Annotated in this window: 22 protein-coding genes; 17 read left to right on the top strand and 5 right to left on the bottom strand. The window is 70.5% G+C overall.

Annotated features, from left to right (window positions below; all coding sequences use genetic code 11):
* The first annotated feature begins 65 nt into the window (after positions 1–65).
* The 5 genes from E9232_RS25885 (at position 66) to E9232_RS25865 (ending at position 5,487) form a co-directional block, all read left to right on the top strand.
* On the top strand, positions 66–407 hold the full coding sequence (locus E9232_RS25885) for a DUF952 domain-containing protein (RefSeq protein ID WP_309798963.1): 342 nt from the start codon (positions 66–68) through the stop codon (positions 405–407).
* Positions 404–1,471: a quinone-dependent dihydroorotate dehydrogenase gene (locus E9232_RS25880; RefSeq protein ID WP_309798961.1), complete on the top strand. Its 1,068-nt coding sequence runs from the start codon at positions 404–406 to the stop codon at positions 1,469–1,471. The genes E9232_RS25885 and E9232_RS25880 overlap by 4 nt, the downstream gene beginning before the upstream one ends.
* Positions 1,472–1,636: 165 nt before the next feature.
* Positions 1,637–3,544 (top strand): potassium/proton antiporter, encoded by a 1,908-nt coding sequence (locus E9232_RS25875; RefSeq protein ID WP_309798959.1) that lies wholly within the window; start codon positions 1,637–1,639, stop codon positions 3,542–3,544.
* Between the two features lie 88 nt (positions 3,545–3,632).
* Positions 3,633–4,670, top strand: coding sequence for a histone deacetylase family protein (locus tag E9232_RS25870; RefSeq protein ID WP_309798957.1), 1,038 nt, complete (start codon positions 3,633–3,635; stop codon positions 4,668–4,670).
* Positions 4,671–4,980: 310 nt separating this feature from the next.
* A complete protein-coding gene (locus E9232_RS25865; protein ID WP_309798955.1) occupies positions 4,981–5,487 on the top strand; it encodes an RNA polymerase sigma factor in 507 nt (168 codons plus the stop codon).
* Between the two features lie 15 nt (positions 5,488–5,502).
* On the opposite strand, the gene E9232_RS25860 is transcribed toward E9232_RS25865, so the two are convergent.
* On the bottom strand, positions 5,503–7,182 hold the full coding sequence (locus E9232_RS25860; RefSeq protein ID WP_309798953.1) for a sensor histidine kinase: 1,680 nt from the start codon (positions 7,180–7,182) through the stop codon (positions 5,503–5,505).
* A gap of 379 nt (positions 7,183–7,561) precedes the next feature.
* Between E9232_RS25860 and E9232_RS25855 the strand changes: the two genes are divergently transcribed.
* The 5 genes from E9232_RS25855 (at position 7,562) to E9232_RS25835 (ending at position 10,702) form a co-directional block, all read left to right on the top strand.
* Positions 7,562–7,786 (top strand): YMGG-like glycine zipper-containing protein, encoded by a 225-nt coding sequence (locus E9232_RS25855; protein ID WP_309798951.1) that lies wholly within the window; start codon positions 7,562–7,564, stop codon positions 7,784–7,786.
* 218 nt (positions 7,787–8,004) lie between these two features.
* Positions 8,005–8,316: an ElaB/YgaM/YqjD family protein gene (locus tag E9232_RS25850; protein WP_309798949.1), complete on the top strand. Its 312-nt coding sequence runs from the start codon at positions 8,005–8,007 to the stop codon at positions 8,314–8,316.
* Between the two features lie 11 nt (positions 8,317–8,327).
* Entirely contained in the window at positions 8,328–8,774 is a 447-nt protein-coding gene (locus tag E9232_RS25845; protein ID WP_309798947.1) for a hypothetical protein, read from the top strand.
* Between the two features lie 129 nt (positions 8,775–8,903).
* Positions 8,904–9,524 carry an MlaC/ttg2D family ABC transporter substrate-binding protein gene (locus E9232_RS25840; RefSeq protein WP_309798945.1) on the top strand — a complete coding sequence of 207 codons (621 nt, stop codon included), beginning with the start codon at positions 8,904–8,906 and terminating at the stop codon, positions 9,522–9,524.
* 29 nt (positions 9,525–9,553) lie between these two features.
* The gene (locus E9232_RS25835) at positions 9,554–10,702 is read left to right on the top strand and encodes an adenylate/guanylate cyclase domain-containing protein (protein WP_309798943.1); all 1,149 of its coding nucleotides are present in this window, start codon (positions 9,554–9,556) and stop codon (positions 10,700–10,702) included.
* A 162-nt stretch (positions 10,703–10,864) separates the two neighbouring features.
* Here E9232_RS25835 and htpG read toward each other — a convergent pair whose 3' ends face one another.
* The 4 genes from htpG to E9232_RS25815 form a co-directional block, all read right to left on the bottom strand.
* The gene (gene htpG, locus E9232_RS25830) at positions 10,865–12,733 is read right to left on the bottom strand and encodes a molecular chaperone HtpG (RefSeq protein WP_309798941.1); all 1,869 of its coding nucleotides are present in this window, start codon (positions 12,731–12,733) and stop codon (positions 10,865–10,867) included.
* A 99-nt stretch (positions 12,734–12,832) separates the two neighbouring features.
* Positions 12,833–14,887 carry a hypothetical protein gene (locus tag E9232_RS25825; protein WP_309798939.1) on the bottom strand — a complete coding sequence of 685 codons (2,055 nt, stop codon included), beginning with the start codon at positions 14,885–14,887 and terminating at the stop codon, positions 12,833–12,835.
* A 35-nt stretch (positions 14,888–14,922) separates the two neighbouring features.
* The gene (locus tag E9232_RS25820) at positions 14,923–16,455 is read right to left on the bottom strand and encodes a hypothetical protein (RefSeq protein WP_309798937.1); all 1,533 of its coding nucleotides are present in this window, start codon (positions 16,453–16,455) and stop codon (positions 14,923–14,925) included.
* A gap of 126 nt (positions 16,456–16,581) precedes the next feature.
* On the bottom strand, positions 16,582–18,087 hold the full coding sequence (locus E9232_RS25815; RefSeq protein WP_309798935.1) for a hypothetical protein: 1,506 nt from the start codon (positions 18,085–18,087) through the stop codon (positions 16,582–16,584).
* Between the two features lie 136 nt (positions 18,088–18,223).
* On the opposite strand from E9232_RS25815, the gene E9232_RS25810 reads away from it, so the two are divergent.
* From E9232_RS25810 to E9232_RS25780, 7 genes are all read left to right on the top strand, one after another.
* Entirely contained in the window at positions 18,224–20,725 is a 2,502-nt protein-coding gene (locus E9232_RS25810; protein ID WP_374710649.1) for a helicase-related protein, read from the top strand.
* Positions 20,718–21,089 (top strand): Hsp15 family ribosome-associated heat shock protein, encoded by a 372-nt coding sequence (locus E9232_RS25805; protein WP_309798932.1) that lies wholly within the window; start codon positions 20,718–20,720, stop codon positions 21,087–21,089. The genes E9232_RS25810 and E9232_RS25805 overlap by 8 nt, the downstream gene beginning before the upstream one ends.
* Positions 21,090–21,098: 9 nt before the next feature.
* Entirely contained in the window at positions 21,099–21,572 is a 474-nt protein-coding gene (locus E9232_RS25800; RefSeq protein ID WP_309798931.1) for a tellurite resistance TerB family protein, read from the top strand.
* 3 nt (positions 21,573–21,575) lie between these two features.
* Positions 21,576–21,917 (top strand): ferredoxin FdxA, encoded by a 342-nt coding sequence (gene fdxA, locus E9232_RS25795; RefSeq protein WP_309798928.1) that lies wholly within the window; start codon positions 21,576–21,578, stop codon positions 21,915–21,917.
* Positions 21,918–22,199: 282 nt separating this feature from the next.
* On the top strand, positions 22,200–22,700 hold the full coding sequence (locus E9232_RS25790; protein WP_309798926.1) for a CarD family transcriptional regulator: 501 nt from the start codon (positions 22,200–22,202) through the stop codon (positions 22,698–22,700).
* Positions 22,701–22,886: 186 nt separating this feature from the next.
* Entirely contained in the window at positions 22,887–23,720 is an 834-nt protein-coding gene (locus E9232_RS25785; RefSeq protein WP_309798924.1) for a hypothetical protein, read from the top strand.
* A 159-nt stretch (positions 23,721–23,879) separates the two neighbouring features.
* Positions 23,880–24,767 carry an RNA polymerase factor sigma-32 gene (locus tag E9232_RS25780; protein ID WP_309798922.1) on the top strand — a complete coding sequence of 296 codons (888 nt, stop codon included), beginning with the start codon at positions 23,880–23,882 and terminating at the stop codon, positions 24,765–24,767.
* The last annotated feature ends 336 nt before the right edge of the window (positions 24,768–25,103 follow it).

The raw sequence follows: 25,103 nt of genomic DNA, 5'->3' as shown, positions 1-25,103 counted from the left end.
TTCACGCGCCCACCCGCCCCGCCCGCGATTGACGGGCCCCGGGCGCGCCCCTAGGGTCGGCCGCCATGACCGGACACATCTACAAGATCTGCAGCGCGGCGGAATGGCGGGATGCCGAAGCCGCCGGCGCCTATCGCGGCTCCGCCGTCGACCATCGCGACGGCTTCATCCATTTCTCCACCGCGGAGCAGGCCGGGGAGACCGCGGCACGCTACTTCGCCGGCCAGGCCGACCTGGTGCTGGTGGCAGTGGACGTGGCCGCGCTGGGCGACGCGCTGCGGTGGGAGCCGTCGCGCGGCGGCGCCCTGTTCCCGCATCTATACGCCGAGCTGCCTCTGGCGGCGGTGACCAGGGTGGCGCCGCTGCCGCTGGTCGACGGCCGGCACGTGTTCCCGCCCGTCCCGTGAGCCTGCTGTTCAGCCTGGCCGCGCCGCTGCTGAAGGCGCTGCCGCCCGAGGCGGCGCACCGCGCCACCCTGGCCGCCCTGCGGCTCGGCCTCGGCCCCGCTGCGTCCGACCCCGACGACCCGATCCTGGCGGTGACGCTGTGGGGCCGGCGCTTCGCCAACCCGATCGGCCTCGCCGCCGGCTTCGACAAGGACGCCGAGGTGGTGGACCCGATGCTGCGGCTGGGCTTCGGCTTCGTCGAGATCGGCAGCGTCACGCCGCGGGCCCAGCCGGGCAATCCGCGGCCCCGCGCCTTCCGCCTGCCGCAGCAGCAGGCGCTGATCAACCGCTACGGCTTCAACAACCGCGGCCATGCCGCCGCCGCGGCGCGGCTGGAGACCCGGCGCGTCAACGGCGCCGCCGCGCCCGGGCTTCTCGGCGTCAATGTCGGCCGCAACAAGACCAGCCGCGACCCGGATGCCGACTACGCCGCCGGCATCCGCGCCTTCGCCCGGCTGGCCGACTATCTCGTGGTCAACATCTCGTCGCCCAACACCCCCGGGCTGCGGGCGATGCAGAGCCGGGTGCCGCTGGAGCGGCTGCTGGCCGCGGTGACCGCGGCACGGGCGGAGGAGACGGCGCGGCCGCCGATCCTGGTCAAGATCGCCCCAGACCTGACGCCGGAGGATCTGGAGGACGTCGCGGAGGTCGCCCTGGCTGCCGGCATCGACGGGCTGATCGTGTCCAACACCACCATCGCCCGCCCCGGCGGCCTGCCGCCGAGCTTGGCCGGCGAACCCGGCGGCCTTAGCGGCCAACCGTTGATGGCGCCATCGACCCTGGTCCTGCGCCGCATGGCGAAGCTGCTGGCCGGACGACTGCCGCTGGTCGGCGTCGGGGGAGTGTCCAGCGGCGCCGACGCCTATGCCAAGATCCGTGCCGGCGCCAGCCTGGTTCAGCTCTACACCGCCCTGGCCTATCGCGGCCCCGACCTGGTGGGCGCGATCAAGCGCGACCTGGCCGACCGGCTGCGCGCCGACGGCTTCCGCTCGGTGGCCGAGGCGGTGGGCGCCGACCTGCGCTGACGCCGGAGATCAGCGGTGCAGGCGCGCCGCCGCCGCGATGAAGGCGCCGGAGGGCGGGACTGAATCCTCGCCATCGGGCCTGATTTCGGTCAACTTTCTGGGATGGACTGCGGGATGCGAGTCGCGCTCCTGCGACCGCGATCCCGGAACGGTGAAGAGGGCCCTATGATCGAGGCGATGAACCTCGCCATTCTCGTTGCGGCGGGACTCATTGCCCTCAGCGTCTTCACCAGCCTGATCTCGTTCCGGGTCGGCGCCCCCCTGCTGCTGGTGTTCCTGGCGGTCGGCCTCGGCGCCGGCGAGGACGGCATCGGCCAGATCCATTTCGACAATGCGCCGGTGGCCTATTTCATCGGCAGCGTGGCGCTGGCGCTGATCCTGTTCGACAGCGGCTTCGAGACCCGGCTGCAGAGCTTCCGGGCCGCCGCGGCCCCGGCCCTGACCCTGGCCACCATCGGCGTGCTGATCACCACCGGCCTGGCCGCGATCGCCGTCCGCCTGATCTTCGGCTTCGGCTGGCCCGTGTCGCTGCTGACCGGTGCGATCATCAGCTCGACCGATGCGGCGGCGGTGTTCTTCCTGCTGCGGGTCGGCGGCATCACCCTGCGCGATCGCATGCGCTCGACCCTCGAGATCGAATCCGGCAGCAACGACCCGATCGCCATCTTCCTGACCCTGGCGCTGGTCGAAGCGGTCAGGGCCGGCACCGGCGCGGCCAGCCTGACCTGGGCGCTGGCCACCAGCTTCACGCTGGAGGCCGGGCTGGGCATCGCCATCGGCCTGGTCGGCGGCTTCCTGATCGTGCGGGTGATCAACCGGGTCGCCCTCGACCCCGGCCTGTATCCGGTGATCGTGCTCAGCCTCGCCCTGCTGATCTTCGCCGCCACCGGCATGCTGCACGGGTCGGGCTTCATCGCCGTCTACGTCGCCGGCATGGTCGCGGGCAACGCCACCCTGCGCGCCTCCGCCCTGCTGCGCCGGTTCCAGAGCGGCATGACCTGGCTGGCCCAGATCTGCATGTTCCTGACGCTGGGCCTGCTGGCCACGCCATCGCAATTCCCGGCGGTGTTCCTGCCGGCGCTGGGCGTCGCCCTGGTGCTGACCTTCGTGGCCCGGCCGATCGCCGTGTGGCTGTGCCTGCTGCCCTACGGCTTCTCGCGCAACGAGACCACCTTCGTCGCCTGGGTCGGGCTGCGCGGCGCGGTGTCGATCCTGCTGGCCATCCTGCCGCTGATCGCCCAGCTGCCCGAGGGGCGGATGATCTTCAACGGCGTGTTCCTGGTGGTGGTGTTCTCGCTGCTGCTGCAGGGCTGGACCATCCGGCCGCTGGCGAAATGGCTGGGCCTGATCGTGCCGCCGCGGATCGGCCCGGTCGACCGCGTCGAGCTGGAGCTGCCGGGCCGCGCCAACCACGAGCTGGTGGTGTACCGCATCGCGGCGCAGAGCCCGGTGGCCCGCGGCGAGCGCATCCCGCGCTGGGCCCGGCCCGCCCTGATCGTGCGCGACGGCCAGTCGGTCGACATCCACCATGCCGGGCGGCTGCAAAGCGGCGACCAGGTCTACATCTTCACCCCGCCGCAGCAGGTCCGGCTGCTGGACCGGCTGTTCGCCACCCCGATGCGGCTGGCCGAGGACGACCGCGACTTCTTCGGCGACTTCACCCTGAACGCCGACGCCCCCCTGGCCGAGGTGGCGGAGAGCTACGGCTTCGCCCTGCCCGAGCCGGGCGAGACCCGCAGCACCGGCGCCTTCCTGCAGGACGCCTTCGGCGGCCGGGTCGAGATCGGCGACCGGCTGCCGGTCGGCGGGGTCGAGCTGATCGTCCGCGCCGTCGACGACGAGAATCTGGTGACCGAGGTCGGGCTGGCGCTGGAGCCGAGCCGCGGCGCCCAGCCCAAGCTGCCGGTGTTCCAGAACCTGTCGGAGATCGCGGCCTGGTTCCGCCACCGCCTGCGCGAAAGACGGGCCCGGCGGGCCGCCCCGCCGCCCCGGCCCGCGGCCGCCGACCCGGCGCCGCAGCCGGCGGCCGAAGCGCTGCCGACAATGCCCGAAGGCACCGGCCGGCCAGACTGAGCCGCGGCCCCAAAGGTCGGACGATCCCCGTTCCGGCGCCCGCGCGCATCCGCTATCGTCGCCCGGCGACAGGAAAAGCGGGGACACGATGCTGACGATCTATTCAGAGGACCACCGGCTGCAGCACGGCAAGGTGGAGCTGACCGGCGGGCACTTCATCCCGGTGGTGGAGAAGCCGGAGCGGGCCGAGACAATCCTGGCGCGGATCCAGGCGATCGGCCTGGGCGAGGTGCGGGCGCCGGAGCGCTTCGGCACCGACCCGATCGCCCGGGTGCACGCCCCCCATTTCATCCGCTTCCTCGAGACCGCCTGGGACGAGTGGGCGGCCGCGCATGGCGAGATCGACGCGCTGCCGACCAACTGGGCGGTGCGCAACATGCGCCAGGTCATCCCCAGCTCGATCGAGGGCAAGCTCGGCTATTATGCCAGCGACTGCGGCACCCCGATCACCGCCGGCACCTGGCGCGCGGCGCTGAGCTCGGTCGACGTCGCCCTGACCGGGGCGAAGCGGGTGGCAGCGGACGGCAAGCCGGTGTTCTCGCTGTGCCGGCCGCCGGGGCACCACGCCTCGACCGATGTCTATTGCGGCTACTGCTTCTTCAACAACGCCGCGGTGGCGGCGCAGTGGTTCCGCGACAACGGCGCCGCCCGCGTCGCCGTGCTGGACATCGACTACCACCATGGCAACGGCACGCAGGAGATCTTCTACGGCCGCGACGACGTGCTGTTCGTGTCGCTGCACGCCGACCCGAATGTCGAATATCCCTATTATCTCGGCTATGCCGAGGAGCGCGGCGAAGGCGCCGGCGAAGGCTTCAACCTCAACCTGCCGATGCCGTTCGGCACCATCTGGGACCGTTATCGCGAGGCGCTGGACGCCGCCCTGGCGCGGATCCGCGACTACGGCGCGGACGCGGTGGTGCTGTCCTTCGGCGCCGACACCTTCCAGGAGGACCCGATCTCGCAGTTCAAGCTGAACAGCGACGATTTCACCCGGATGGGCGAGATCCTGGGCCGCGGCCTGGGCGCGCCGACGCTGACGGTGATGGAGGGCGGCTACGCCGTCGACGCGCTGGGCGTCAACGTCTCGAACCTGCTGCAGGCGCTGGACGGATCGGCGCGCTGAGACCGGACCGGGCATAGCTGCCATCGACATGTCACGGCTGCGGATACCATCAGTATCCGCAGCCGCCCGGGAAATATCAGAGGAAGCCGCCTGACATCGGCGCGATCATCCTTCCAAATCGGCGTGAGATCCCATAATTTTCTCAATATAACATTTGTTAAACTCGAACCGGGTATCGCCGGATTTGGGGAAAATATAAAAACCGATCTGTCTTTTTGTCGCCGAAGATGCGCTTCACGGCGAAATTAAAGCGGAACATCTGCCGGTCTGCTTCGTTTAGTTCGCATCAACGACAACAGGATGCGATGCCATGACGGCCATCTCCGCCGCGACAGAGCGACAATTCCTGCAAATCGTCGCTCCCTGCATTCCCGACCTGCGCCGCTATGCGCGGTCCCTGACCCGAAACAGCGCCGACACCGACGATCTGGTCCAGGAGACCATGGTGCGGGCCGCCCTCAAGCTGCATCTGTGGCAGCCGGGCACCAACATCATGGCGTGGCTGGTGGTCATGATGCGCCGCCTGCACCTGTCGCAGAACGTGGTCGGCAAGCGCAACCAGGCCATCATGGTCCCGATCGACGATTGGGATGCCGTGACCCCGCCGTCCCAGACCCAGGCGGTCGAGCTGCGCGAGATCGCGGCGCGCTGGCCCGAACTCTCGGCGATCCATCGTGACGTGCTGGAGGCCGTGGCCGTCGGCGGCGAATCCTACGAGCAGGCGGCGGAGCGCTTCCAGGTGCCGGTCGGCACCATCCGGTCGCGCTTGGCCCGCGCCCGCTTAAGCCTGCGCGAGGCCGTCGCGACGGCGCATTGACGGGCTGCTGACCGACTACGCTTCCGGATCGCGCTGATCCGGAATGTCGATGGTGAAGCGCGTGCCGGCCGGGCTGCTGGCGATGTCGATGGCGGCGTCGAGCTGCCGCACCTGCGCCTGCAGCACCATCATCCCCAGCCCAGTGCCGTTGGCCGGCGGCTTGCCCTCGGGCAGGCCGACCCCGTCATCGGCGACGGTCAGGCGATAGCCGCCCTCGGCCCTATGCCTGAAGCCGATCTCCACCCGGCCCTCGCGCCGGTCGGGGAAGGCGTATTTCACGGCATTGGTGACCAGCTCGTTGACGATCAGCCCCAGCGGCACGATGCGCGACGGCGGCAGGTCCGCCTCCACCGCGTCGATCACGATCTCTTTGGCGCCGTTGTCGGGCAGCAGTGCGCGGGACAGGTCGTCGCACAGCCCGGTCAGATAGCTCTTCACCTCGACCCGGTCGACGGCGGCATGGGCGTAGAGCCGGCGGTGGACGATGGCCAGCGCCTGGATCCGGTCGTTGGCCTCGGCCAGCGCCTGCTTCGCCTCCGGCGTCCTGGCCCGCCGCGCCTGCAGCCCGAACAGGCTGGACAGCAGCTGGAAGCTGTTCATCACGCGATGGTTGATCTCGCGCAGCAGCAGGTCCTTCTGCTTCAGGTTCTGCTCGATCTTCTCCGCCATGCTGTCGAAGGCGAGGCCGAGCCGCCCGAACTCGTCGCGGCCGTGGCGCAGCGGGACGCGGGCGCTGAGGTTGCCGCGCTGCCACTCCCGGGCGGCCGACAGCAGCCGGTCGATCGGCCGCAGCAGGAACAGCCGCCCGCCGATGCCCGCGGCGGCGAGCGAGACCAGCAGGCCGGCGACGATCATGGCGATGCCGCGCTGGGTGGCGGCGTCGATCGTGGCGAAGGCGGCCGCCCGGTCGATGCCGACCAGGACGAAGAGGTCCAGCTCCTCCGATCGCATCGGCACGTAGCCATAGATCCGCACCGTGTCGTCCAGGGCGCCCGATGTGACCGAGCCGGCCTGCGGCGAGGCCAGCAGGTCGAGGAACGGTTCCGGCACCTGGCGCCCGATCCAGCGGCTGTCGGGCCCGGGCAGTCGCGACATCACCACCCCGGCCCGGTCGGTGATGGTGATCACCGCGCTGCGCGATTCGGTGTCGATGTTGATCGCCGCGGCCATCGCGTCGACGCTGAGCGCCGCCACCACCGCGCCCTGGAAGCTGTCGCCGTCGAAGATCGGATAGGCGACGTGCAGCACCTTCTCGCCGACCGCGTCGGTGGTGGCGAAGCCGCCGACGGCGAAGCCGCGGATCTCCCGCGCCCGCTGGAAGAAGCCCTGATGGCCGACCGAGGTCGAGATCGCCGCGGTGTGGTTGGCGCCGCACAGCAGGTTGCCGTCGGCATCGACCACGGCGATGGCGGTCAGGCTCGGCACCTCCGACCGGAGGTCGTCGACCACCTCGGTGCAGCGCCCGCCCTGGCCTTCGCGGATCGCCGGCACCCGGGCCATGGCGGCGAGCAGCTGGCGCACCCCGTCGACGATGCGGAACTGCGCCCCGGCGGCGACATTGGCCAGCCGGATCGCATCGTCCTGGATCTCGTTGGTCCGGGCGATCCGCAGGGCATACTCGTTGTAGCCCTGCAGGACGATCCCGGGCGCGACGGCGAGGACGACCAGGAGGAACAGGCGCGACAGCAGATTCATGTCGGCGGGACCCCGGACGTCATCGTCGGGCACCGCCGTCGCGACCCGGACCGCCCGCCCTTGTCATCATCGCCTCTGCCACGTCCCGATGCCTCCGTCATCGTCCCCATCCTGAAGCGCAAGCCATGCGCCCCCAATTCCTTCGCCCTGTCTCCGGCCGCGACGGCCGGCATGATGCCGGGCGATCCGGGTCCTGTCCCGGCCGTTCGTCCTGCCGGCGCGACATGGCGGATTCTGTCGCCTTCTACGGGACGGGCCATCGAAATGCCATCGCCGAGCCACAGAATGGTCACCAATGGAAATGGGAACAAAGTTATGCGCAATCTGTTTTTCAGTTGTGAAGTGCTGGCTTTGACTGGCGCTTGAGATGGAGAAGAGAATGTTGAAACCAACCATGATCGTGCTGGCGGCCACCCTCGCGCTCGCGGCCTGTGGTCGCGACCCGGGCACCCGCGCCCTCACCGGCGGCGCGCTCGGCGCCGGCGCCGGCGCCGGCATCTCCGCGATCACCGGCGGCAACATCGGCACGGGCGCCCTGATCGGCGGTGCGGTCGGCGCCGTCGGTGGCGCGGCCACCAATTGCCACGCCGTCGGCCGCTGCTGATTTTCACGTTGTCGGTCCTCTGAGCCGACATCGGCGGGCGGTTCTCCGCCCGCCGATGTCGGAGAGAGGCTTGAATCGCGCCAGGCGTCAAAAGATGCAGACGTGGCGGGATTGAGGTCTCTATGGTGACTGCCGACGAAGGGGACGGACGGTCACCGTCCGTCCCCTTTCCATTTTTGCGGCGCGGCGCGCCCGTCCAACCGAATGAGGACAGAGACATGGCCACGCGGAATTTGGACCAGGAACTCGACACGCTGCGCGCCGATCTCGGCAAGATCCGCGACGACATCGCCTCGCTGGCCCGCACGCTGGGCGACGCCGCGACCGCCGAGGCCAAGGCCGGTGGCGCCAGGATCAACGAGGCGGCCCATGCCGCCAAGGACCGGGCCCAGCGCTTCGCCGAGAGCGCGCGGACGCAGGGCGAGGACAGCATCGCGGCGCTGGAGGAGCGGATCGAGCAGAACCCGATCACCAGCATCCTCGTGGCCTTCGGCGTCGGTCTCGTCATCGGCAAGTTGCTGGACCGCTGAGGCAAGGCGAGATGATGGATCTCGGCGGCGCGCTGCTCGGCGCCATGGCCGCCCGCCAGCGCCTGCGGCTCGGCCGGGCGCTGCGGCGGGCCTGCATCGCGGCCGGGCTGCTGCTGTTCGCCTTCGTGCTGGTGGTGATCGCCCTGGTGCTGCTGGCCTGGTCGGGCTTCTACCTGCTGCTGCCGCAGCTGGGGCCGGCCGGCGCCGCCCTGGTGGTCGGGCTGATCGCCCTGGGCCTCGCCGCCATCGTCGCCCTGATCGCCGTCCTCGCCGGCCGCGCCCCGCGTCGCCGGCCGGCCCCGCCCCCGGCGGCCGCAGCGGCCGGGCTTGAAGGCATCGCTGCCGGCCTTGGCCTGACCGCGGCCAAGATGGCGCCGAAGGCCGCGCTGGCCGCGCTGGTGGTGGGCGTCGCGATGGGCGCCCTGCCGATCCTGCAGGGCCGTCGCCGCCGCGACTAAGCTGCGACCAGTTCCCTCATGACCTTGCCCGGGATTCGATTATAATCCCGCGCCCTCCTCCGCGGGGGCCCCGGTTCCAGCGCCGGGGGCGGAAGGGTTTCGGTATCCCAGAAAAACAAAGGTCGAGACATGATCAACAGACGGACGGTGCTGACCGCAGGCGCCATGATGACGGCAGGGCTGCTTCTGGCGGGGCTGCCGCGACTGGCGGCGGCGCAACAGACCGACCCGGCCGCGGCCTTCATCGACGACATGGCCAAGCGGGCAATCGGCATCCTCCAGGCCGGCGGCGCCGGGACGGCGCAGGGCCAGGCCGAATTCACCCGGATCCTGAACCAGGGCTTCGATCTGCCGACGATCGGGCGCTTCGTGCTCGGCCGCTACTGGAACAGCGCGACCCCGCAGCAGCAGCAGGACTACATGCAGCTGTTCGAGCGGATGATCATCGAGACCTATTCCCGCCGATTCCAGAACTACCAGGGCGAGACCCTGGTGGTGAAGGGCACCCGCCCGGTCGGCAGCAGCGGCGACACCCTGGTCGGAACCGAGATCCGGCAGAAGGACGGCCCGCCGATCCAGGTCGACTGGCGCGTGCGCCAGGCCGGCGGCAGCTACAAGGTGGTCGACGTCATCGTCGCCCGGGTCAGCATGAGCGTGACCCAGCGCGACGAATTCGCCTCGGTGATCGCCCAGAACGGCGGCAGCATCGACGGCCTGCTGCAGGCGATGCGCCAGCGCGCGGGCGGCTGATCCACCGGAGCCTGGCCGGGACGGATGCCATGACGGTGACGGAAGGCGGCAAGGACGTCGCGGAGTGGCTGGTGGCCGAAGGCCGGCTGCTGGCCGACCCGGTGGCGCTGGTCGACGGCTTTTGCCGCCGCCTGATCGCCGCCGGCCTGCCGCTGCAGCGGGTGCGGATCGGCCAGAGCATCACCCATCCGCTGCTGACCGCCTGGGGCGTGGTGTGGACCACGGCCCGGGGCGGCGAGGACTTCGTCATCGACCGCAAGGTGCTGGCCACCAGCGCCTTCCTCGGCAGCCCATACCAGGCAGTGCTGGAGAGCCGGCAGCCGCTGCACCGCCCGCTGGCCGGGCTGGGGCCGGACGATCACACCATCTTCCATGAGCTGGCCGAGGCCGGCGGCACCGATTATGTCGCGGTGCCGATCGTCTACGGCAACGAGACGGTGCAGGTGGCGAGCTTCGTCACCGACCGGCCCGGCGGCTTCACCGCAGACGAGGTGGCGGTGCTGGAGCGGCTGCGCCATCCGCTGGCGGCGGCGATGGAGCCGACCGCCATGCGCCGCTCCGCCGCCAGCCTGCTGCGCACCTATCTGGGCGTCGGCCCTGCCGACCGCGTGGCAGCCGGCGCGATCCGCCGCGGCGATGTCGTCGCCGTCGATGCCGCGATCCTGTTCGTCGACATGCGCGGCTTCACCGCCCTGTCCGAGCGCTTGACCTCGGCCGCCGTGCTGGCGGTGCTGGACCGCTATTTCGAGACCGTCGCCCAGGCCATCGTCGACCGTGGCGGCGACGTGCTGAAATTCCTCGGCGACGGGGTGCTAGCGATCTTCCCGGTCGAGCAGGCCAGCAGCGCCGCGGCCGCCTGCGAAGCCGCGGTCGGCGCGGTGCGGGCGATCCACCGGGGCCTGGCCGCCGGGCCCGAGCCCATGGCCTTCGCCGCGGCGCTGCATCTGGGGCCGGTGATGTACGGCAATATCGGCAGCCCCGACCGGCTGGACTTCACCGTGCTGGGCCCCGCGGTCAACCTGACCAGCCGGCTGGAAGCCCTGGCCAAGCAGCTCGACCGCCCGACCGTGTGCTCCGACACGTTCCGGCAGGCCTGGGGCGGATCCGCCGAGCCGCTGGGCGCGCACCCGATCCGCGGCCTGGCCGACCCGCAGCCGGTGTTCGCGATCCAGGCGTGAGCAGACGGGCATCGCCGCTTCAGTGCCGCCCCCTCCCTCGTCATTGCGAGCGCAGCGAAGCAATCCATTGGGCAGCCCGCACCGGCGCCATGGATGGATTCGTCGGCTTCGCCTCCTCGCAATGACAGAGGGGGGACGGCTCGCAGGAGAGGGCGGGTGGCCTCAGGCCGCGAGGCCGCGCACCAGGGCGTCGGACAGGCGGCGGGAGAAGGCGGCCGGGTCGGGCAGCGGCTCGCCCTCGATGATCCGCGCCTGGTCCAGCAGCAGCAAGGCGCAGTCCTCCAGCCCCTCGCCACCGTTGCCCGCACGCTCGGCGAGGCGGCGGATCAGCGCGTGGCCGGGATTGACCTCGAGGATGCGCTTGGCACCGCTCTCGACCCGGCGGTGCTGCTTCAGCAGCCGTTCGAGATGCAGGTCGGTGTCGCCCTCGTCGGCGACCAGGCAGACCGCGCTGTCGGTCAGGCGCTGCGACACGCGCACATCCTTGACCTGGCCGGTCAGCGCCAGCTTCAGCGTGGCGATCAGGCTGTCCAGCCCCTCGCCGCCGGCCTCGGGCTTCGGCGCCTCGGCCGGGGCCTCGACCTTCGACAGGTCGGCGCCGCCGCGGGTGGCCGATTTGAACGGCTTGCCCTCGAACTCGCCCAGCGAGGGCACCGCGAACTCGTCGACCGGGTCGGTCAACAGCAGCACCTCGATGTCGCGGGCGCGGAAGCCCTCGAGCTGCGGCGAACGGGCCAGCGCCGCGGCGTCGTCGCCGGTGATGTACCAGATCTCGTCCTGGCCCGGCCGCATCCGGCCGACATACTCCTCCAGGCTGACCAGATCGTCGCCTTTGGTGGTGCGGAAGCGCATCAGCGGCAGCAGCGCGTCGCGCTGCTCGCGATCCTCATACAGCCCCTCCTTCATCACCGCGCCGAAGGCGGTCCAGAAGGTGGCATAGGCGGCCGGGTCGTCCTTGGCCTTGCGGTTCAGCTCGGCCAGCACCTTCTTGGTCACGCCCTGCCGGATCTTGGTCACGGTCGGGTTCGACTGCAGCATCTCGCGGCTGACGTTGAGCGGCAGGTCCTCGCTGTCGATCACCCCGCGCAGGAAGCGCAGATAGGGCGGGATCAGCCCGTCCGCCGCCTCGGTCACGAATACCCGGCGGACATACAGCTTCACCCGGTGCTTGCGGTCCGGCTCCCACAGGTCGAAGGGCGGGCTGGTCGGCACGAACAGCAGAGAGGTGTACTCGATCGCGCCTTCCGCCTTCCAATGCGCGGTCAGCCACGGCTCGTCATAGGCATGGGCGGCGTGGTGGTAGAATTCCTTGTACTGCTCCGGCGTGATCTCGGCCTTCGGCCGGGTCCACAGCGCCGAGGCGCGGTTCAGCGTCTCCTGCTTGCCCTCGGCCTCGACAAGCACGATCGGGACGGCGATGTGGTCGGAGTGGGTCTTGACGATCTGGCGCAGCCGCAGCGGCTCCAGGAACTCGTCCTCGCCGTCCGACAGATGCATGACGATGCGGGTGCCGCGGGCGACGTCGTCGGCTTGGCTGACGGTGAAGCTGCCCTTGCCGTCGGACACCCAGCGCCAGCCCTGCTCCTCGCCGGCGCGGCGGGAGAACACCTCGACCTCGCGCGACACCATGAAGGCGGAGTAGAAGCCGACGCCGAACTGGCCGATCAGTCCGACATCCTTCTTGGCGTCGCCCGACAGCGTGTCGAGGAAGGCCTTGGTGCCGGACCGGGCGATGGTGCCGAGATTGCCGACGAGGTCCTCGCGCCCCATGCCGATGCCGTTGTCAGCGACGGTCAGGGTGCGCGCCTCGCGGTCGACCGCCAAGGTGATGCGGTAGTCGGCATCGCCGGCCAGCAGCTCCGGCGTCGTGATCGCGGCGTAGCGCAGCCGGTCGCAGGCGTCCGACGCGTTCGAGATCAGCTCACGGAGGAACACCTCCTTCTGGCTGTACAGCGAATGCGCGACGATCTCGAGGAGGCGGCTGACTTCAGCCTGGAAGGACAGGGTCTCGTCGGTCTTCGGATGATCCATCTCGGGGTCCCGGCTGCTTTCTCGTCGATGCCGCCCGATATGGGCAAAGCGGCGGCGGCCCGCAACCCCGTGCCGCCACAGTGCTCGCCTGCGCCGGTCCTATTGCGGGGACTTCGGGACCATCGCCGCCAGATCGGTGCCGTTGAGCAGCATCTTACCGCTGGAATCGACCACGATGTCGTAGTCGCGCGCCGCCTTGCCGTCCTCGGTCCTGGCCTGGCGGCCGATCACCTGGAACATGGTCAGCCCGGCGGCCGTGCCGGCGCTGTCCTCGCCCGGCTGGGCCTGCAGCGCCTTGATCAGGGTGTCGAAGCCGACCAGGCGCAGCGTCGCGTCGCCGGTCACGCCATAGGTGGCGGCCCGGTCGGCCCGGACCGAGCCCCCGAGCCGGATCGCCCCCTGGGGCGCCGCGATGTGGAAGGCGTCGACATCGAGGCTGGCGCTGGAGTTGCGCAGGACCCCGCCCATCGCCTTGGCGAAGGCCATCTCGGCCTCCTCGCCCCCGCCCGGGGATTCGATCGTGTCGGTGACGCCGGACCACAGCGCGGCGGCGATCGACCGGAAGGGCACACTCTTCAGCGACAGCGCGATCTCGCCGTCCCGCGGGATCCAGTCCGCCAGCGGCGGCGGCGGATCGATCGCCAGGCCCTTCAGCTCGGCGGTGACGCGGCCGGTGCCGTCGTCGCGGTCGAGCCCCTGGTAGGATTCGCCGAAGCCGATGCGGCCGAGGGCGACTTTCACGTCCGGCGCGGCGACGCGCAGGCCGTCGAGGCCGAGATCGACCTGATAGCCCGACAGGGCGGCCGTGATCGCCTGCGCCTTGGCGACCAGCCCGTCGATCTCCTGCGGCGAGGGCTCCCCGGTGGGATGGCGCGCCGCGAGGCCCTGCAGCGTCTGCACCGCATCGATGATCGCGGCGACGTCGACACCGTCCAGCCGGCCGCCGTAATGGCCGTTCGCCAGACTGACATCCACGTCGTCATCCGGCGCCTTGACCGCCAGGCCGTCGAGATCGACGCCGTAGGTCAGGCTGGCGCCCTTGCTTCCCGTCCCGGCCCCGCCTGCGGCCGGATCGAGCGCGCCGGCCAGCCGCAGCCGGCCGATCGTGACATCCGGCTGATCGCCGGTCCTTGCGCCCGCCGCGGCGCCGACCTTGAGGCCCTTGAGCTCCATGGCCACCGCGCCGCCGAGGCCGGGGCCCGGGGCGGCCGGATCCAACCCATGGTAGCCGCCCGAGACGGTCAGCGATTCGAACCCGGCGACGGTGTCGCGCGACGTGCTGCGCATGTCGGTCAGCACCATTTCGGTCTGCGACGCCCTGCCGGCCAGCGCCATGACCTGGCGCAGCAGCACATCCGCCTTGCGCTCGAAATTCGGCGGGGCCGGCGCTTTGGGGTCGCGCTGGGCGGCGTCGAGGGCGAAGGCGACCAGCCGCCACACCCGCTCGCGGAGCGCCACGGCGTCGACATCCTCGAGCCGGGTGCTGTAGCGGGCATGGGCCAGGCGGGCGGCGTCCCCGGTCGTCGGATCGCCGGCCGAAATGCCCCGAGCCTCGACCTGCAAGGCGACGTCCTGGCGCGGTGACCCCGCCCGCGGCGTGGTGGCGCTGGTCAGCCGCAGCCGGTCGACCGTGACCTGGACCTTGCCGTCGGCCGTGATCGTGACGCCGTCGGACTGGTCGGCCGAGGCGGTCAGCAGCGAGGCGGCGAGATCCAGCGTCAGGTCGGCCCTGCGGGCGCGGCTGGTGACCACCGCCGCAGGCTCGCCGCCGCCCGGCTGGATCTCGCAACGGAACGGAGTCTCGCCATGCAGCCGGTAGACCGCCGCCTCGGTCGGCGTCGCGGTGTAGCGGTCGCCGTCGCAGCGGATCCGCAGCACCCGCTTCTGCCCGTCGGCATCGTCGCGCAGGGCCAGTGCCAAAGCGGGGCCGGTGATGCGGTACTCCGCCCCGGCCGGCTCCACCGTCCAGCCGCCCTCGAAGATCGGCGTGCCGGCGCCGGGCGCCGCCAGCGCCGGGGTCAGGATCGTGGTCAGCCCCTTCTGCAACGCCGCCGCCCCCTCCGGCGTCGCCTGGGCGAAGGCGGCCGCGCTGAGCCAGAGCGGGACGGTGCCGAGCAGGGCCGAGCCGAGAAGGGTGGAAGCGAGACGACGCATGGTCTTTCCTCTCCTAGGCCCGATCCGCCTCAGTGCTACTTCTTCGGGGCCAGCGCGCTGAGATCGGTGCCGTTGACCAGGATCTTGCCGGCCTCGTCGACCACGATGTCGTAGTCCCGGGCCGGCTTGCCGCCGTCGCCTGTGGCCTGATGGCCCATCACCTGGGCCATCGACAACCCCGCGGCGGCCTGCTCGCCATCATGTGAGGACTGCAGGAACTTGATCAGCCCGTCGAGATTGGTGAAGCGCAGCTTCAGGGCGGCGGTGACGCCATGCGCCGCCGTGGCGCTGCCCTGGACCTTGCCGCCGAGGTCGATCGCCGCCTCCGGCGCCGCGACGTGGAACGCGTCGATGTCCAGACGGCTGCCGGCACTGCGCAGGATGCCGCCGATCTGGGCCATGGACTCGGCCATGCGCTGCTGCGCCTGCTCCGGCGCCGTGACCTGGTCCGCCGAGGCCTCCATCATCGAGATGTAGGCCGTGCCCACCTCGCTCCACGGGATGTCGCTGGCGTTGAGTTTGATCGTCGCATCGGTCGGAATCCACTGGGTGAAGGGCGGCTTCGGCGCCAGCGCCAGGCCGGCCATCTCGACCTCGAGATTGCCGGTGCCCTTGGGGTCCGACGCCCCGGCGAAGCCTTCGCCGAAGCGCAGCGAATCGAGCGTCACCTGCACCTCCGGCGCCTTCACCCGCAGGTCCGTGAACGTCCCGGTGAAGACCCCGGCGTCGCCGTAGCCGGCCATCATGCGCTTGAAGACGGCCATCACCTTGCGCATGGTCTCGGCCGGGACCTGCTGCGTCAGCTTCTGGTCGCCCGAGGCGAGGCCCTCGAACATCCCGGAATAGGCGTCGATCAGGTCGCCATAGCTGGCGATGATCGTCTGCACATCCATGCCGTCGACATGGCCGTCATAGACCACGTTGCCGAGGCTGACACGCTCGACGCCGGTCTCGTCGACGGCGCTGAGATGCCCGGCCTCCATCTTGAAGACGGCGTTGTGGCGGCCCGGGGTGGCGGCCGGCACGAGGCTGCCGGTGCCGGAGAACCGGTCGATGGTGAAGGCGTTGGACTTGCCCTCCTGCTTGAGCGCGATGCCGTCCGCCTGCCATCCGGATTCGGTCATCAGCTTCTGGTCGAGATCGACCACCATATGGGCCTGCAGCGACCGGGTGGTCACGGTGACCTTGGGCTTGCCCGACGCCTCCGCCGTGCAGTTCAGCGGCTGGCTCGAATCCAGCCGGTAGCTGTTGCCGGTGGCCACTGCCGTGGCCTGATAGGTCTGCGCACCGCACTGCACGGTCAGGGATTTCGGCCCTTCCGGCTTGGCCGAGGTGACGGTCAGGTCGATGCCCGGGAACACCACCGTGTAGTCGGCGCCGGCCGGCTGAACCGTGATCGGGCCGGAGAACAGCGGCTTGCCCTGGACCTGGGCGGACAGGATCGGCTTCATCATCCCGGTCAGCCCGTCGCGCAGCGCCGCGGCGCCTTCCGGCGTCGCCTGGGCGAAGGCGGAACCGGTCAGCCAGAGCGGCGTGGTGCCGAGCAGGATCCAGACCGAACGACGCATGCTTCGCTTCCTTATCCGGGTTTGCGGCGTGGGATCGCCGCGCCAAGAGACGAACGCCCGCCGACGGCGGGCGTTCCCATCCTAGGATCCGACGGTCAGCCCGCCCGCCTCAATGCATGCCCTGCATCAATGCATGCCGAGCAGCGGCTTCAGGTCGGTGCCGTTGAGCAGGATGTCGCCCTTCTCGCTGACCACCAGCTGGTAGGTGCGGGCCGGCTTGCCGTCGACCGTGTCCTGCGCCCCCAGGGTCTGCAGCATGGTCAGGCCCTGCACCGCCTCCTGGCCGTCAGGCATGGTCTTGGCCGCCTCCAGCGCGTCCTCCATCCCGATCACCACCAGCTTGACGTCGCCGGTCACCATCAGCGGCGCCCGGGGGTTCGGCTTCAGCGTGCCGGTCAGGTCGATGCTGGTCAGCGGCGACACCGCCTTGAACGACCGGATCTCGAGCGCGCCCTTGCTGTTCAGCAGGGCCTGCTGCAGCTGGCCGGCCGCGATTTCGGCCGCCTGGTCGGGGCCGAGCGTGGCCGAGGAGTCGAGCATGCTGGTCAGGGCCTGCAGCAGCACCTGGTTGGGCAGGTTGGTCAGCGCCAGGTCGACCGTCGCGGTGTGCGGCACGAACTGGCCGAATTCCGGGGTCGGAACGATGCCCAGCTTGTCCAGGTCCAGCGTGACCTGGAAGGTCGAGGCGTCCTTGGCCAGGCCGGCGATGCCGATGCCGAAGCTCGTGGACGCGAGCGTCACCTGTTCCGGCTCGCCCTCGGCGGGCGGCGGGGTGACCGTCAGCCCCTTCAGCCCGTAGGTGAAGCCGAAATCGTCGAACAGGTTCGGGGTGCCGTTGAACACCTTGCCGAGCTCGCCCAGGAACTCCTTCGACGGCTCGCCCTCGCCGGCGTTCGGATAGCGCTTCTGCAGGGCCTCGAGCTTCTGGCTGAAACCGTACAGCGCCGCCAGATTGGCGGCTGTCGCCGTGCCCGCGACCGTCGCCTCGTCGAGCTTGAACAGCTGTGCGCCCTTCTCGTCGACGAAGGCGCTGTCGGAGATCGTCACAGTGCCGGTGCTGTCATAGGTGTCCTGGCCGACCGCCTTGCTGTCGCCGTCGACCGCGATCGCACCGATCTTGAGCGAACCCTTCGCCTCCGTCGGGTCGAGCGAACGCATCTCGATGCCGCCGAGCTTGCTGTCGAGCGCCATGAAGGTCTGGTACTGCGGCGCGAACACGCCGTGCAGCGCCTGCGACCCGATGGTCACGTCGATGCCCTTGCCGTCCTTGCTCTCGGGCCGGTAGTGCGACGGGATGGTGATCGCGGTGTCCAGCCAGCCATTCTCCTGCGGCGTCAGCACCAGTTCGATCGTGTCGACCGGCAGCGTCACCGGGTCGTCGCCGTCGGCGAACACCACCTCCGACTTCGGGATCACCGCCTTGTAGGACTTGCCCTGCGGCACGACCGTGATCGGGCCCTGGAAGTTGAACACCACCGACTTGTCGGCCGTGGTCAGGTGGCTGGCGATCCACTCCTTGAGGCCGAGCCGGATCTTGTCCGCCCCCTCCTGCGTCGTCTGGGCCTGGCCGGCGAAGGGCACGCAGAAGATCCAGGCGGCGATGCCGCCGGCAAACAGAGTGGATGTGCGCATCGTGATTTTATCTCCGTCAATATGGGCGGAGCCCTGAGGCAGGCCGGCCAAAATATGGTGCGACTGAAGGTACCGTCCGCGCCGCTCGCACCGGCGCAGTCTTGCATTAGAGGCTTGCAGCGTTCAATTGTCCCTTATGTACCTCGCCGGTCACCGTCCGCGACTCACGGCCGTTCTCGGCCCGACCAACACCGGAAAGACTCATCTCGCCATCGAACGCATGCTCGGCCATGCGAGCGGCATGATCGGCTTTCCGCTCCGGCTGCTCGCCCGTGAGAACTACGACCGGATCGTGGCAATCAAGGGACGCGCGCATGTCGCTTTGGTGACCGGGGAGGAAAAGATCATCCCGCCCGGCGCGCGCTGGTTCCTGTGCACGGTCGAGAGCATGCCGCTCGACCGGCCCGTCGCCTTCGTCGGCATCGACGAGATCCAGCTGTGCGGCGACCCCGAGCGCGGCCATGTCTTCACCGACCGGCTGCTGCACGCCCGCGGCCATGCGGAGACCATGGTGATGGGGTCGGAGACGATCCGCCCGCTGATCCGCAAGCTGGTGCCGGAGGCCGAGTTCGTGACCCGGCCGCGCTTCTCCGAACTGCGCTACACCGGCACGCGCAAGCTGACCCGGCTGCCGGCGCGCAGCGCCATCGTGGTGTTCTCGGCCAACGACGTCTACGAGATCGCCGAGCTGATGCGGCGCCAGCGCGGCGGCACCGCGGTGGTGCTGGGCGCGCTGAGCCCCCGCACCCGCAATGCCCAGGTCGGGATGTACCAGTCCGGCGAGGTCGACTACCTCGTCGCCACCGACGCCATCGGCATGGGGCTGAATCTCGACATCGACCATGTCGCCTTCGCCCGGCTGACCAAGTTCGACGGCCGCGCCCCGCGCCGGCTGCACGCCACCGAGATCGCCCAGATCGCCGGCCGCGCCGGGCGGCATATGACCGAGGGCAGCTTCGGCACCACCGACGAGGCCGGGCCGCTGGACGAGGAGCTGGTCGACCGGGTCGAGAACCACCAGTTCGACCCGCTGCAGGCGCTGATGTGGCGCAACGCCGAGCTCGACTACCGCAGCCCGCTGGGGCTGCTGCGCAGCCTGGAGCGCCGGCCGCCGCGGCCGGAGCTGCGGCGCGCCGCCGAGGCCGACGACCACCTGTCGCTCGGCATCCTGATGCGCGACGCCGAGCTGATCAAACGCGCCAGCAACCCGGCGGCGGTGCGCCTGCTGTGGGACATCTGCCAGATCCCGGACTTCCGCAAGGTGCTGTCCGACGCCCACACCCGGATCCAGGCCCAGATCTTCCGCCAGCTGACCGAGCCGGCCGGCCGGCTGGACCCCGACTGGGTGGCCCGTCAGGTCACCCGGCTGGACCGCACCGAGGGCGACATCGACACGCTGGTCACCCGCATCGCCCACATCCGCACCTGGACCTATGTCGCCCATCGCGGCAGCTGGATGGCGGATCCGGCGCATTGGCAGGAGCGCACGCGCGCGGTCGAGGACCGGCTGTCCGATGCCCTGCACGAGCGCCTGACCCAGCGCTTCGTCGACCGCCGCACCGCCCTGCTGGTGCGGTCGATGAAGGCGGGCGGCGAGCTGCTGGCTGCGGTCAACGCCGCCGGCGAGGTGCTGGTCGAGGGCGAGCATGTCGGCAGCATCGAGGGCTTCGCCTTCACCCCCGACGCCACCATCGAGGACGACGACCTCAAGGCGATCCGCAGCGCGGTGCGGCGGGCGCTGCGGGACGAGATCGCCGGCCGCATCGGCCGGCTGGAGGCGGCGCCGGGCGCCGATCTCGCCCTGGCCCCGGATGGCGTGCTGTCCTGGCTGGGCGTGCCGGTCGGCCGCATCGCCGCCGGGCCGTCGCCGCTGGCCCCCGCCGTCCGGGTGCGCGAGACCGACCTGCTGGACGGCGCCGGCCGCGACCGGGTGGCGGCCCGGCTGCAGCGCTTCCTGGCCGACCACATCGACCGCGAGCTGCGGCCGCTGCTGCGGCTGCGCGACGCCCCCCTGGCCGGCGCCGCCCGCGGCATCGCCTTCCAGCTGATCGAGGGCTTGGGCCTGCTGCCGCGGCGGGCGCTGGACGGGCTGATCGCCAGCCTGACCTCGGCCGACCGGCGGCAGCTGGGCGCCTTCGGCGTGCGCTTCGGGCCCGCCCATGTCTATCTCGCGCCGATGCTGAAGCCGCGGCCGACCGGCTTGCGCGTGCTGCTGGGCGCCGTCGCCGCGGGCTGGACGCTGCCGGTCGCCCTGCCCGACCCGTCCCGCATCTCGGTCCCGGCCCCCCCGGCCGACGACGATGGCAACGCCGCGGCGCTCGACCTCGCCGGCTTCGTCGCCTTCGGCCCGCGCCGGGTGCGGCTGGACCGGATCGAGACGCTGCGCGACGCCGCCGAATCGCGCCGGCGCCAGGGCGGGCTGACCGCCGACCCGACGCTGGCGCCGATCGTCGGCTGCACCGTCGCCGAAATCCCGGCTATCCTGCAGGCGGCCGGGTATCGGCCGACCCAGGATGGCGAGGGACGCGTGAGCTATGTTCCGGTGAGGTCGCGGCGACCGCAGGCCGCGCGCCCGGCTGCGGTGGCGGCCGACAATCCGTTCGCCAAGCTTGCCCTGCTGGCCCGCCGCGATGCCTGACCAGCCCGATCACGAGACCGAACGCCCCCGACTCGACAAATGGCTGTGGCAGGCGCGCTTCTTCAAGACGCGCAGCCTGGCGGCGCGGATCTGCGCCACCGGTGCCGTGCGCATCGACGGCACGCCCACCTTGAAGGCGCATGCGGCAATCCGCCCCGGCCAGGTGCTGACCTTCGTCCAGGGCCGCCACATCAGGGTGATCGAGGTCGTCGCATTGGCCGAACGCCGCGGCCCGGCGAGCGAAGCGCAGCGTCTGTACCGCGACCTGCAGCCGCCGACGCCGGAGGCCGCCCTGCCGGAAGCGGGCCCGCGCCCGACCAAGCGCGACCGCCGGTCCCTTCAAAGGCTGCAGGACAGCGACTAGATCTCCGCCATGCTGAACCAGATTCTCGATTGGGCGCGGGGCGACGCCCGCCCGCCGCGCGACGACGGCGCCCTGCGCCGGGCCGTGGCCGCGCTGCTGATGGAAGCCGCCCGCGTCGACGACATCACCGACCAGGCCGAGCGCGAGCGCATCCAGGCGCTGCTGGCCTGGCGCTTCCGGCTGGGCCCGTTCGAGGCCGCCCAGCTGGAGACCGAGGCCGAGCGGGCGAGCGACGGCGCGGTGTCCTGGCACGCCCTGACCCACACCATCCGCGAGCATTGCGACGAGCCGGCGCGCATCCGCATTGTGGAAATGCTGTGGGATGTGATTGTGGCCGATGGTAAGATCGACGATCTCGAAGCCAATCTGATGCGGCGAGTCGCGGCCCTCCTGTTCGTTTCGGACGCGGATAGCGGCGCCGCCCGCCGCCGTGTGCTTGCGCGTAATGGTGCCGAAACGGCCGCGGAAGAGGATCCGGAGTAAAGTATGACCTATGTCGTGGGTGAGGCTTGCATCAAGTGCAAGTACATGGATTGCGTCGAAGTCTGCCCCGTGGACTGCTTCTACGAGGGCGAGAACATGCTGGTCATCCATCCGGACGAGTGCATCGACTGCGGCGTGTGCGAGCCGGAATGCCCGGCCGAGGCGATCAAGCCGGACACCGAGGCCGACGCCGCCGAGAAATGGGGCGAGCTGAACCGGGAATACGCGACGCTGTGGCCGAACATCACCCGCAAGAAGGATGCCCCGGCCGACGCCGACGCCTGGAAGGACGTCGAGAACAAATTTGCCGAGCATTTCAGCGCGACTCCGGGCGAAGGCAATTGACGATTCGCCGAGTCCGCCGCCCTGCATTGCAAAAAAAGCGTCATGTATTGGCGGGACCGGCCTTCATATCGGAAGCGCAACGTATTATAGTACACGCCTATTCCCGGTGCTGACGATCACTTCCGACCCAGCCCCCTATGGTTCGGAATCGGTTTCTGTGTCCGACTTTTCGGCGTGGAATTCGAAAGTGGTCGTCGCGCGGTGAAGGCGCGCGGAGCGGTAGCCGCCCGTCGGCATACCGCCCACTGGGTCCGACCATAGAGGGTGACTCCATTGGCAGACATGGCTCAGGAACTTGAGTACGACGTCGGCGACTATGTGGTGTACCCGGCGCATGGCGTCGGCCGCATCGAGGCGCTGGAGACGCACAGCATCAGCGGCTTGACCGTGCAGCTGTATGCCATCAGCTTCGAGAAGGAGCGGATGACGCTCAAGGTTCCTGTCGGCAAGGCCAAGAAGTCGGGCCTGCGCAAGCTGTCGTCGAAGGACCGGATCAAGACCGCGCTGGAGACCCTGACCGGCCGCAGCCGCGTGCGCCGGACCATGTGGAGCCGCCGCGCCCAGGAATACGAAGCCAAGATCAACTCCGGCGACCCGGTGTCGATCGCCGAGGTGGTGCGCGACCTGCACCGCGCCACCGACCAGCCGGAGCAGTCCTACAGCGAGCGCCAGATCTACCAGGCGGCGCTGGAGCGGCTGGCCCGCGAACTGGCCGCGGTCGAGAAGATCGACGAGGTCAAGGCGACCCAGCGCCTGGAACAGGTGCTGAAGAAGGCGGCCTGACCGCCATCGCTTCCGACAAAGGCGGCCTTCGGGCCGCCTTTTTCATGCCCGGACGCCCTCTTCGTCACGAAACCGTGGATCACGACGCGGGGCTGGGACGTTGGGTGTGGGAATTGGGCTGGCCTCGCGGGAGCCAGTTGCTAGACTGCGGCAGGATATGATCGACCTCAACACCCCGGGCCTGACGTGACAGGCGATTCGGAGAAATTCGCCAGGCTCGGCCGCCCTCGGCGGGTCTGGGCCATCGGTGCCGTGCACGGCGCGGTCGACCGCCTGGTCGCGCTGCACGACCATGTGCTGGCCCATTTTGCCCCGGGCGACCGGCTGGTCTATCTCGGCAACCTGATCGGTCATTCCGACCGGGTGCACGCCCTGGTCGACGAGGTGCTGTCGGTCCGCCGCAGCCTGATCGCCCGGCCCGGCGTCCTGGCCGAGGACGTCGTCTTCCTGCGCGGGGCGCAGGAGGAGATGTGGCAGAAGATGCTGCAGCTGCAATTCGCGCCCAACCCGCAGGACGTGCTGCGCTGGATGCTGGCCCAGGGGGTCGAGCCGACGCTGCGCGCCTATGGCGGCCGCGCCGAGGAGGGCCTGGCCGCGGCGCGCGAGGGCGCGATCCGGCTGACCCGCTGGACCAATGCCTTGCGCGAATCGATCCGCAGCGCGCCGGGGCACAATGCCCTCTACGCCGCGCTGCGCCGGGCCGCCTTCACCGAGCGGGCTGGCACCGACGCCGCCGCCGAAGGCGGAGGTGGCGCCCTGTTCGTCAGCGCCGGGATCGACCCCAGCCGTCCCCTGGCGGCCCAGGGCGACGCCTTCTGGTGGTCCTCCGGCAGCTTCGCCGCCATCACCGCGCCGTTCGACGGCTTCCACCGCCTGGTCCGCGGCCACGACCCGGCCGGCGGCGGGCTTCAGCTCGAGGGCATGGCGGTGACCCTCGATTCCGGCTGCGGCCGCGGCGGCCGCCTGGCCGCCGGGCTGTTCGAACCCGATGGCTCGCTGATCGAGATCGTCGAAGTCTGACGACTCTCTCCGGCGTAACCATCCACCTCAATCCGACGAATCGTTGGGTGATCGACCCCGGCATGATCCGGCGATGGAACGACGCCGTATCCGGGGGTGTTCGTCTATCGAGGTCGCGGTCCGGATCCGCGGCGCCATTCGGCCGAAGAGGGGGCGTTCATGCCGCATCTCGACGATCCCGAGACCCAGCGCGCCAATCTGAAATACATCAAAGCCTCGATGGGCGAGCCGCTGCTCTCGCGCGAGACCGAGTTCGATCTGGCGCGGCGCTGGCGCGAGCAGCATGAGGAGCCGGCGCTGCACGCGCTGGTGCGGGCCTATACCCGCCTGGTCATCTCCACCGCCTCGCGCTTCCGCAACTACGGCCTGCCGGTCGGCGACCTGGTGCAGGAGGGCAATGTCGGGCTGATGCAGGCCGCCGCCCGGTTCGAGCACGACCGCGAGGTGCGGTTCTCGACCTACGCCGCCTGGTGGATCCGCTCGGCGATGCAGGACTATGTCCTGCGCAACTGGTCGATCGTGCGCACCGGCACCACCGCGGCGCAGAAATCCCTGTTCTTCAACCTGCGCCGGCTGCGCGCCAAGATCGAGAATGCCGGCGGGCAGAGCGGCCTGACCCAGGCCGGCCGCGCCTGGATCGCCACCGAGCTGCGGGTCGGCGTCGCCGAGGTCGAGGCCATGGAGATGCGGCTGGCGGCGGGCGACCAGTCGCTCAACGCCCCGATCTCCGACGAGGGCGAGGACGACTGGCAGGGCATGCTGGCCGACACCCGCCCCTCGCCCGAGGAGGTGGTGATCGGCCTGCGCGACAACGTCACCCGCTCGCGCTGGCTGGCCGAGGCGATCGGCGCCCTGAGCCCGCGCGAGCAGACCATCATCCGCCAGCGCCGGCTGCGCGACAGCGGCGCGACGCTGGAGGAGCTGGGCCGCCAGCTCGGCGTCAGCAAGGAGCGGGTGCGCCAGCTCGAGCACCGGGCGATGCTGAAGCTGCGCGCCTCGATCGCCCAGCACGTCACCCGGCCCGAGGAGCTGTTCCTGGAGGAGTGAGAGCCGCGGCCAGCCGTCGCGGTCCCTGCGGACCCGGTCGTCCATTGCCCATCGCCATGCCGTCCGCCGCTCGGCGAGGCGGCGCTGCCGTCCTTCGCGCGCTGGTTGGCGAGTGAGGCGGCTTTGCCGCGTGTGAAGGATGACCTCCCCGTCACGCCTGCCGGCAGGCTGCAGCTCCACCGGCAGCGAGGCGCCTTCCCGGACCTGGGCTTCGGCATTCCCGTCGACTGAAGCGCGCAATGCTCGCGCAACCGAAGCGCGCGATCGTGCTGCGGCAAGGGCCGGTGCGCGCCCGCGCCCGGCCTGCCGGGAGCCGGCGGCGGCGCTTCGCCGCCC

Origin of the sequence: Inquilinus ginsengisoli (assembly GCF_031453975.1) — a bacterium.
In the GTDB taxonomy this organism is placed as follows: domain Bacteria; phylum Pseudomonadota; class Alphaproteobacteria; order DSM-16000; family Inquilinaceae; genus Inquilinus; species Inquilinus ginsengisoli_A.
This window is presented reverse-complemented; position numbering and strand designations above follow the sequence as displayed.

Coding starts and splice junctions, on each gene's coding strand:
- E9232_RS25885 (WP_309798963.1), top strand. CDS start 66: ATGACCGGACACATCTACAAGATCTGCAGCGCGGCGGAATGGCGGGAT.
- E9232_RS25875 (WP_309798959.1), top strand. CDS start 1,637: ATGATCGAGGCGATGAACCTCGCCATTCTCGTTGCGGCGGGACTCATT.
- E9232_RS25870 (WP_309798957.1), top strand. CDS start 3,633: ATGCTGACGATCTATTCAGAGGACCACCGGCTGCAGCACGGCAAGGTG.
- E9232_RS25865 (WP_309798955.1), top strand. CDS start 4,981: ATGACGGCCATCTCCGCCGCGACAGAGCGACAATTCCTGCAAATCGTC.
- E9232_RS25860 (WP_309798953.1), bottom strand. CDS start 7,182: ATGAATCTGCTGTCGCGCCTGTTCCTCCTGGTCGTCCTCGCCGTCGCG.
- E9232_RS25855 (WP_309798951.1), top strand. CDS start 7,562: ATGTTGAAACCAACCATGATCGTGCTGGCGGCCACCCTCGCGCTCGCG.
- E9232_RS25850 (WP_309798949.1), top strand. CDS start 8,005: ATGGCCACGCGGAATTTGGACCAGGAACTCGACACGCTGCGCGCCGAT.
- E9232_RS25845 (WP_309798947.1), top strand. CDS start 8,328: ATGATGGATCTCGGCGGCGCGCTGCTCGGCGCCATGGCCGCCCGCCAG.
- E9232_RS25840 (WP_309798945.1), top strand. CDS start 8,904: ATGATCAACAGACGGACGGTGCTGACCGCAGGCGCCATGATGACGGCA.
- E9232_RS25835 (WP_309798943.1), top strand. CDS start 9,554: ATGACGGTGACGGAAGGCGGCAAGGACGTCGCGGAGTGGCTGGTGGCC.
- htpG (WP_309798941.1), bottom strand. CDS start 12,733: ATGGATCATCCGAAGACCGACGAGACCCTGTCCTTCCAGGCTGAAGTC.
- E9232_RS25825 (WP_309798939.1), bottom strand. CDS start 14,887: ATGCGTCGTCTCGCTTCCACCCTTCTCGGCTCGGCCCTGCTCGGCACC.
- E9232_RS25820 (WP_309798937.1), bottom strand. CDS start 16,455: ATGCGTCGTTCGGTCTGGATCCTGCTCGGCACCACGCCGCTCTGGCTG.
- E9232_RS25815 (WP_309798935.1), bottom strand. CDS start 18,087: ATGCGCACATCCACTCTGTTTGCCGGCGGCATCGCCGCCTGGATCTTC.
- E9232_RS25810 (WP_374710649.1), top strand. CDS start 18,224: ATGTACCTCGCCGGTCACCGTCCGCGACTCACGGCCGTTCTCGGCCCG.
- E9232_RS25805 (WP_309798932.1), top strand. CDS start 20,718: ATGCCTGACCAGCCCGATCACGAGACCGAACGCCCCCGACTCGACAAA.
- E9232_RS25800 (WP_309798931.1), top strand. CDS start 21,099: ATGCTGAACCAGATTCTCGATTGGGCGCGGGGCGACGCCCGCCCGCCG.
- fdxA (WP_309798928.1), top strand. CDS start 21,576: ATGACCTATGTCGTGGGTGAGGCTTGCATCAAGTGCAAGTACATGGAT.
- E9232_RS25790 (WP_309798926.1), top strand. CDS start 22,200: ATGGCTCAGGAACTTGAGTACGACGTCGGCGACTATGTGGTGTACCCG.
- E9232_RS25780 (WP_309798922.1), top strand. CDS start 23,880: ATGCCGCATCTCGACGATCCCGAGACCCAGCGCGCCAATCTGAAATAC.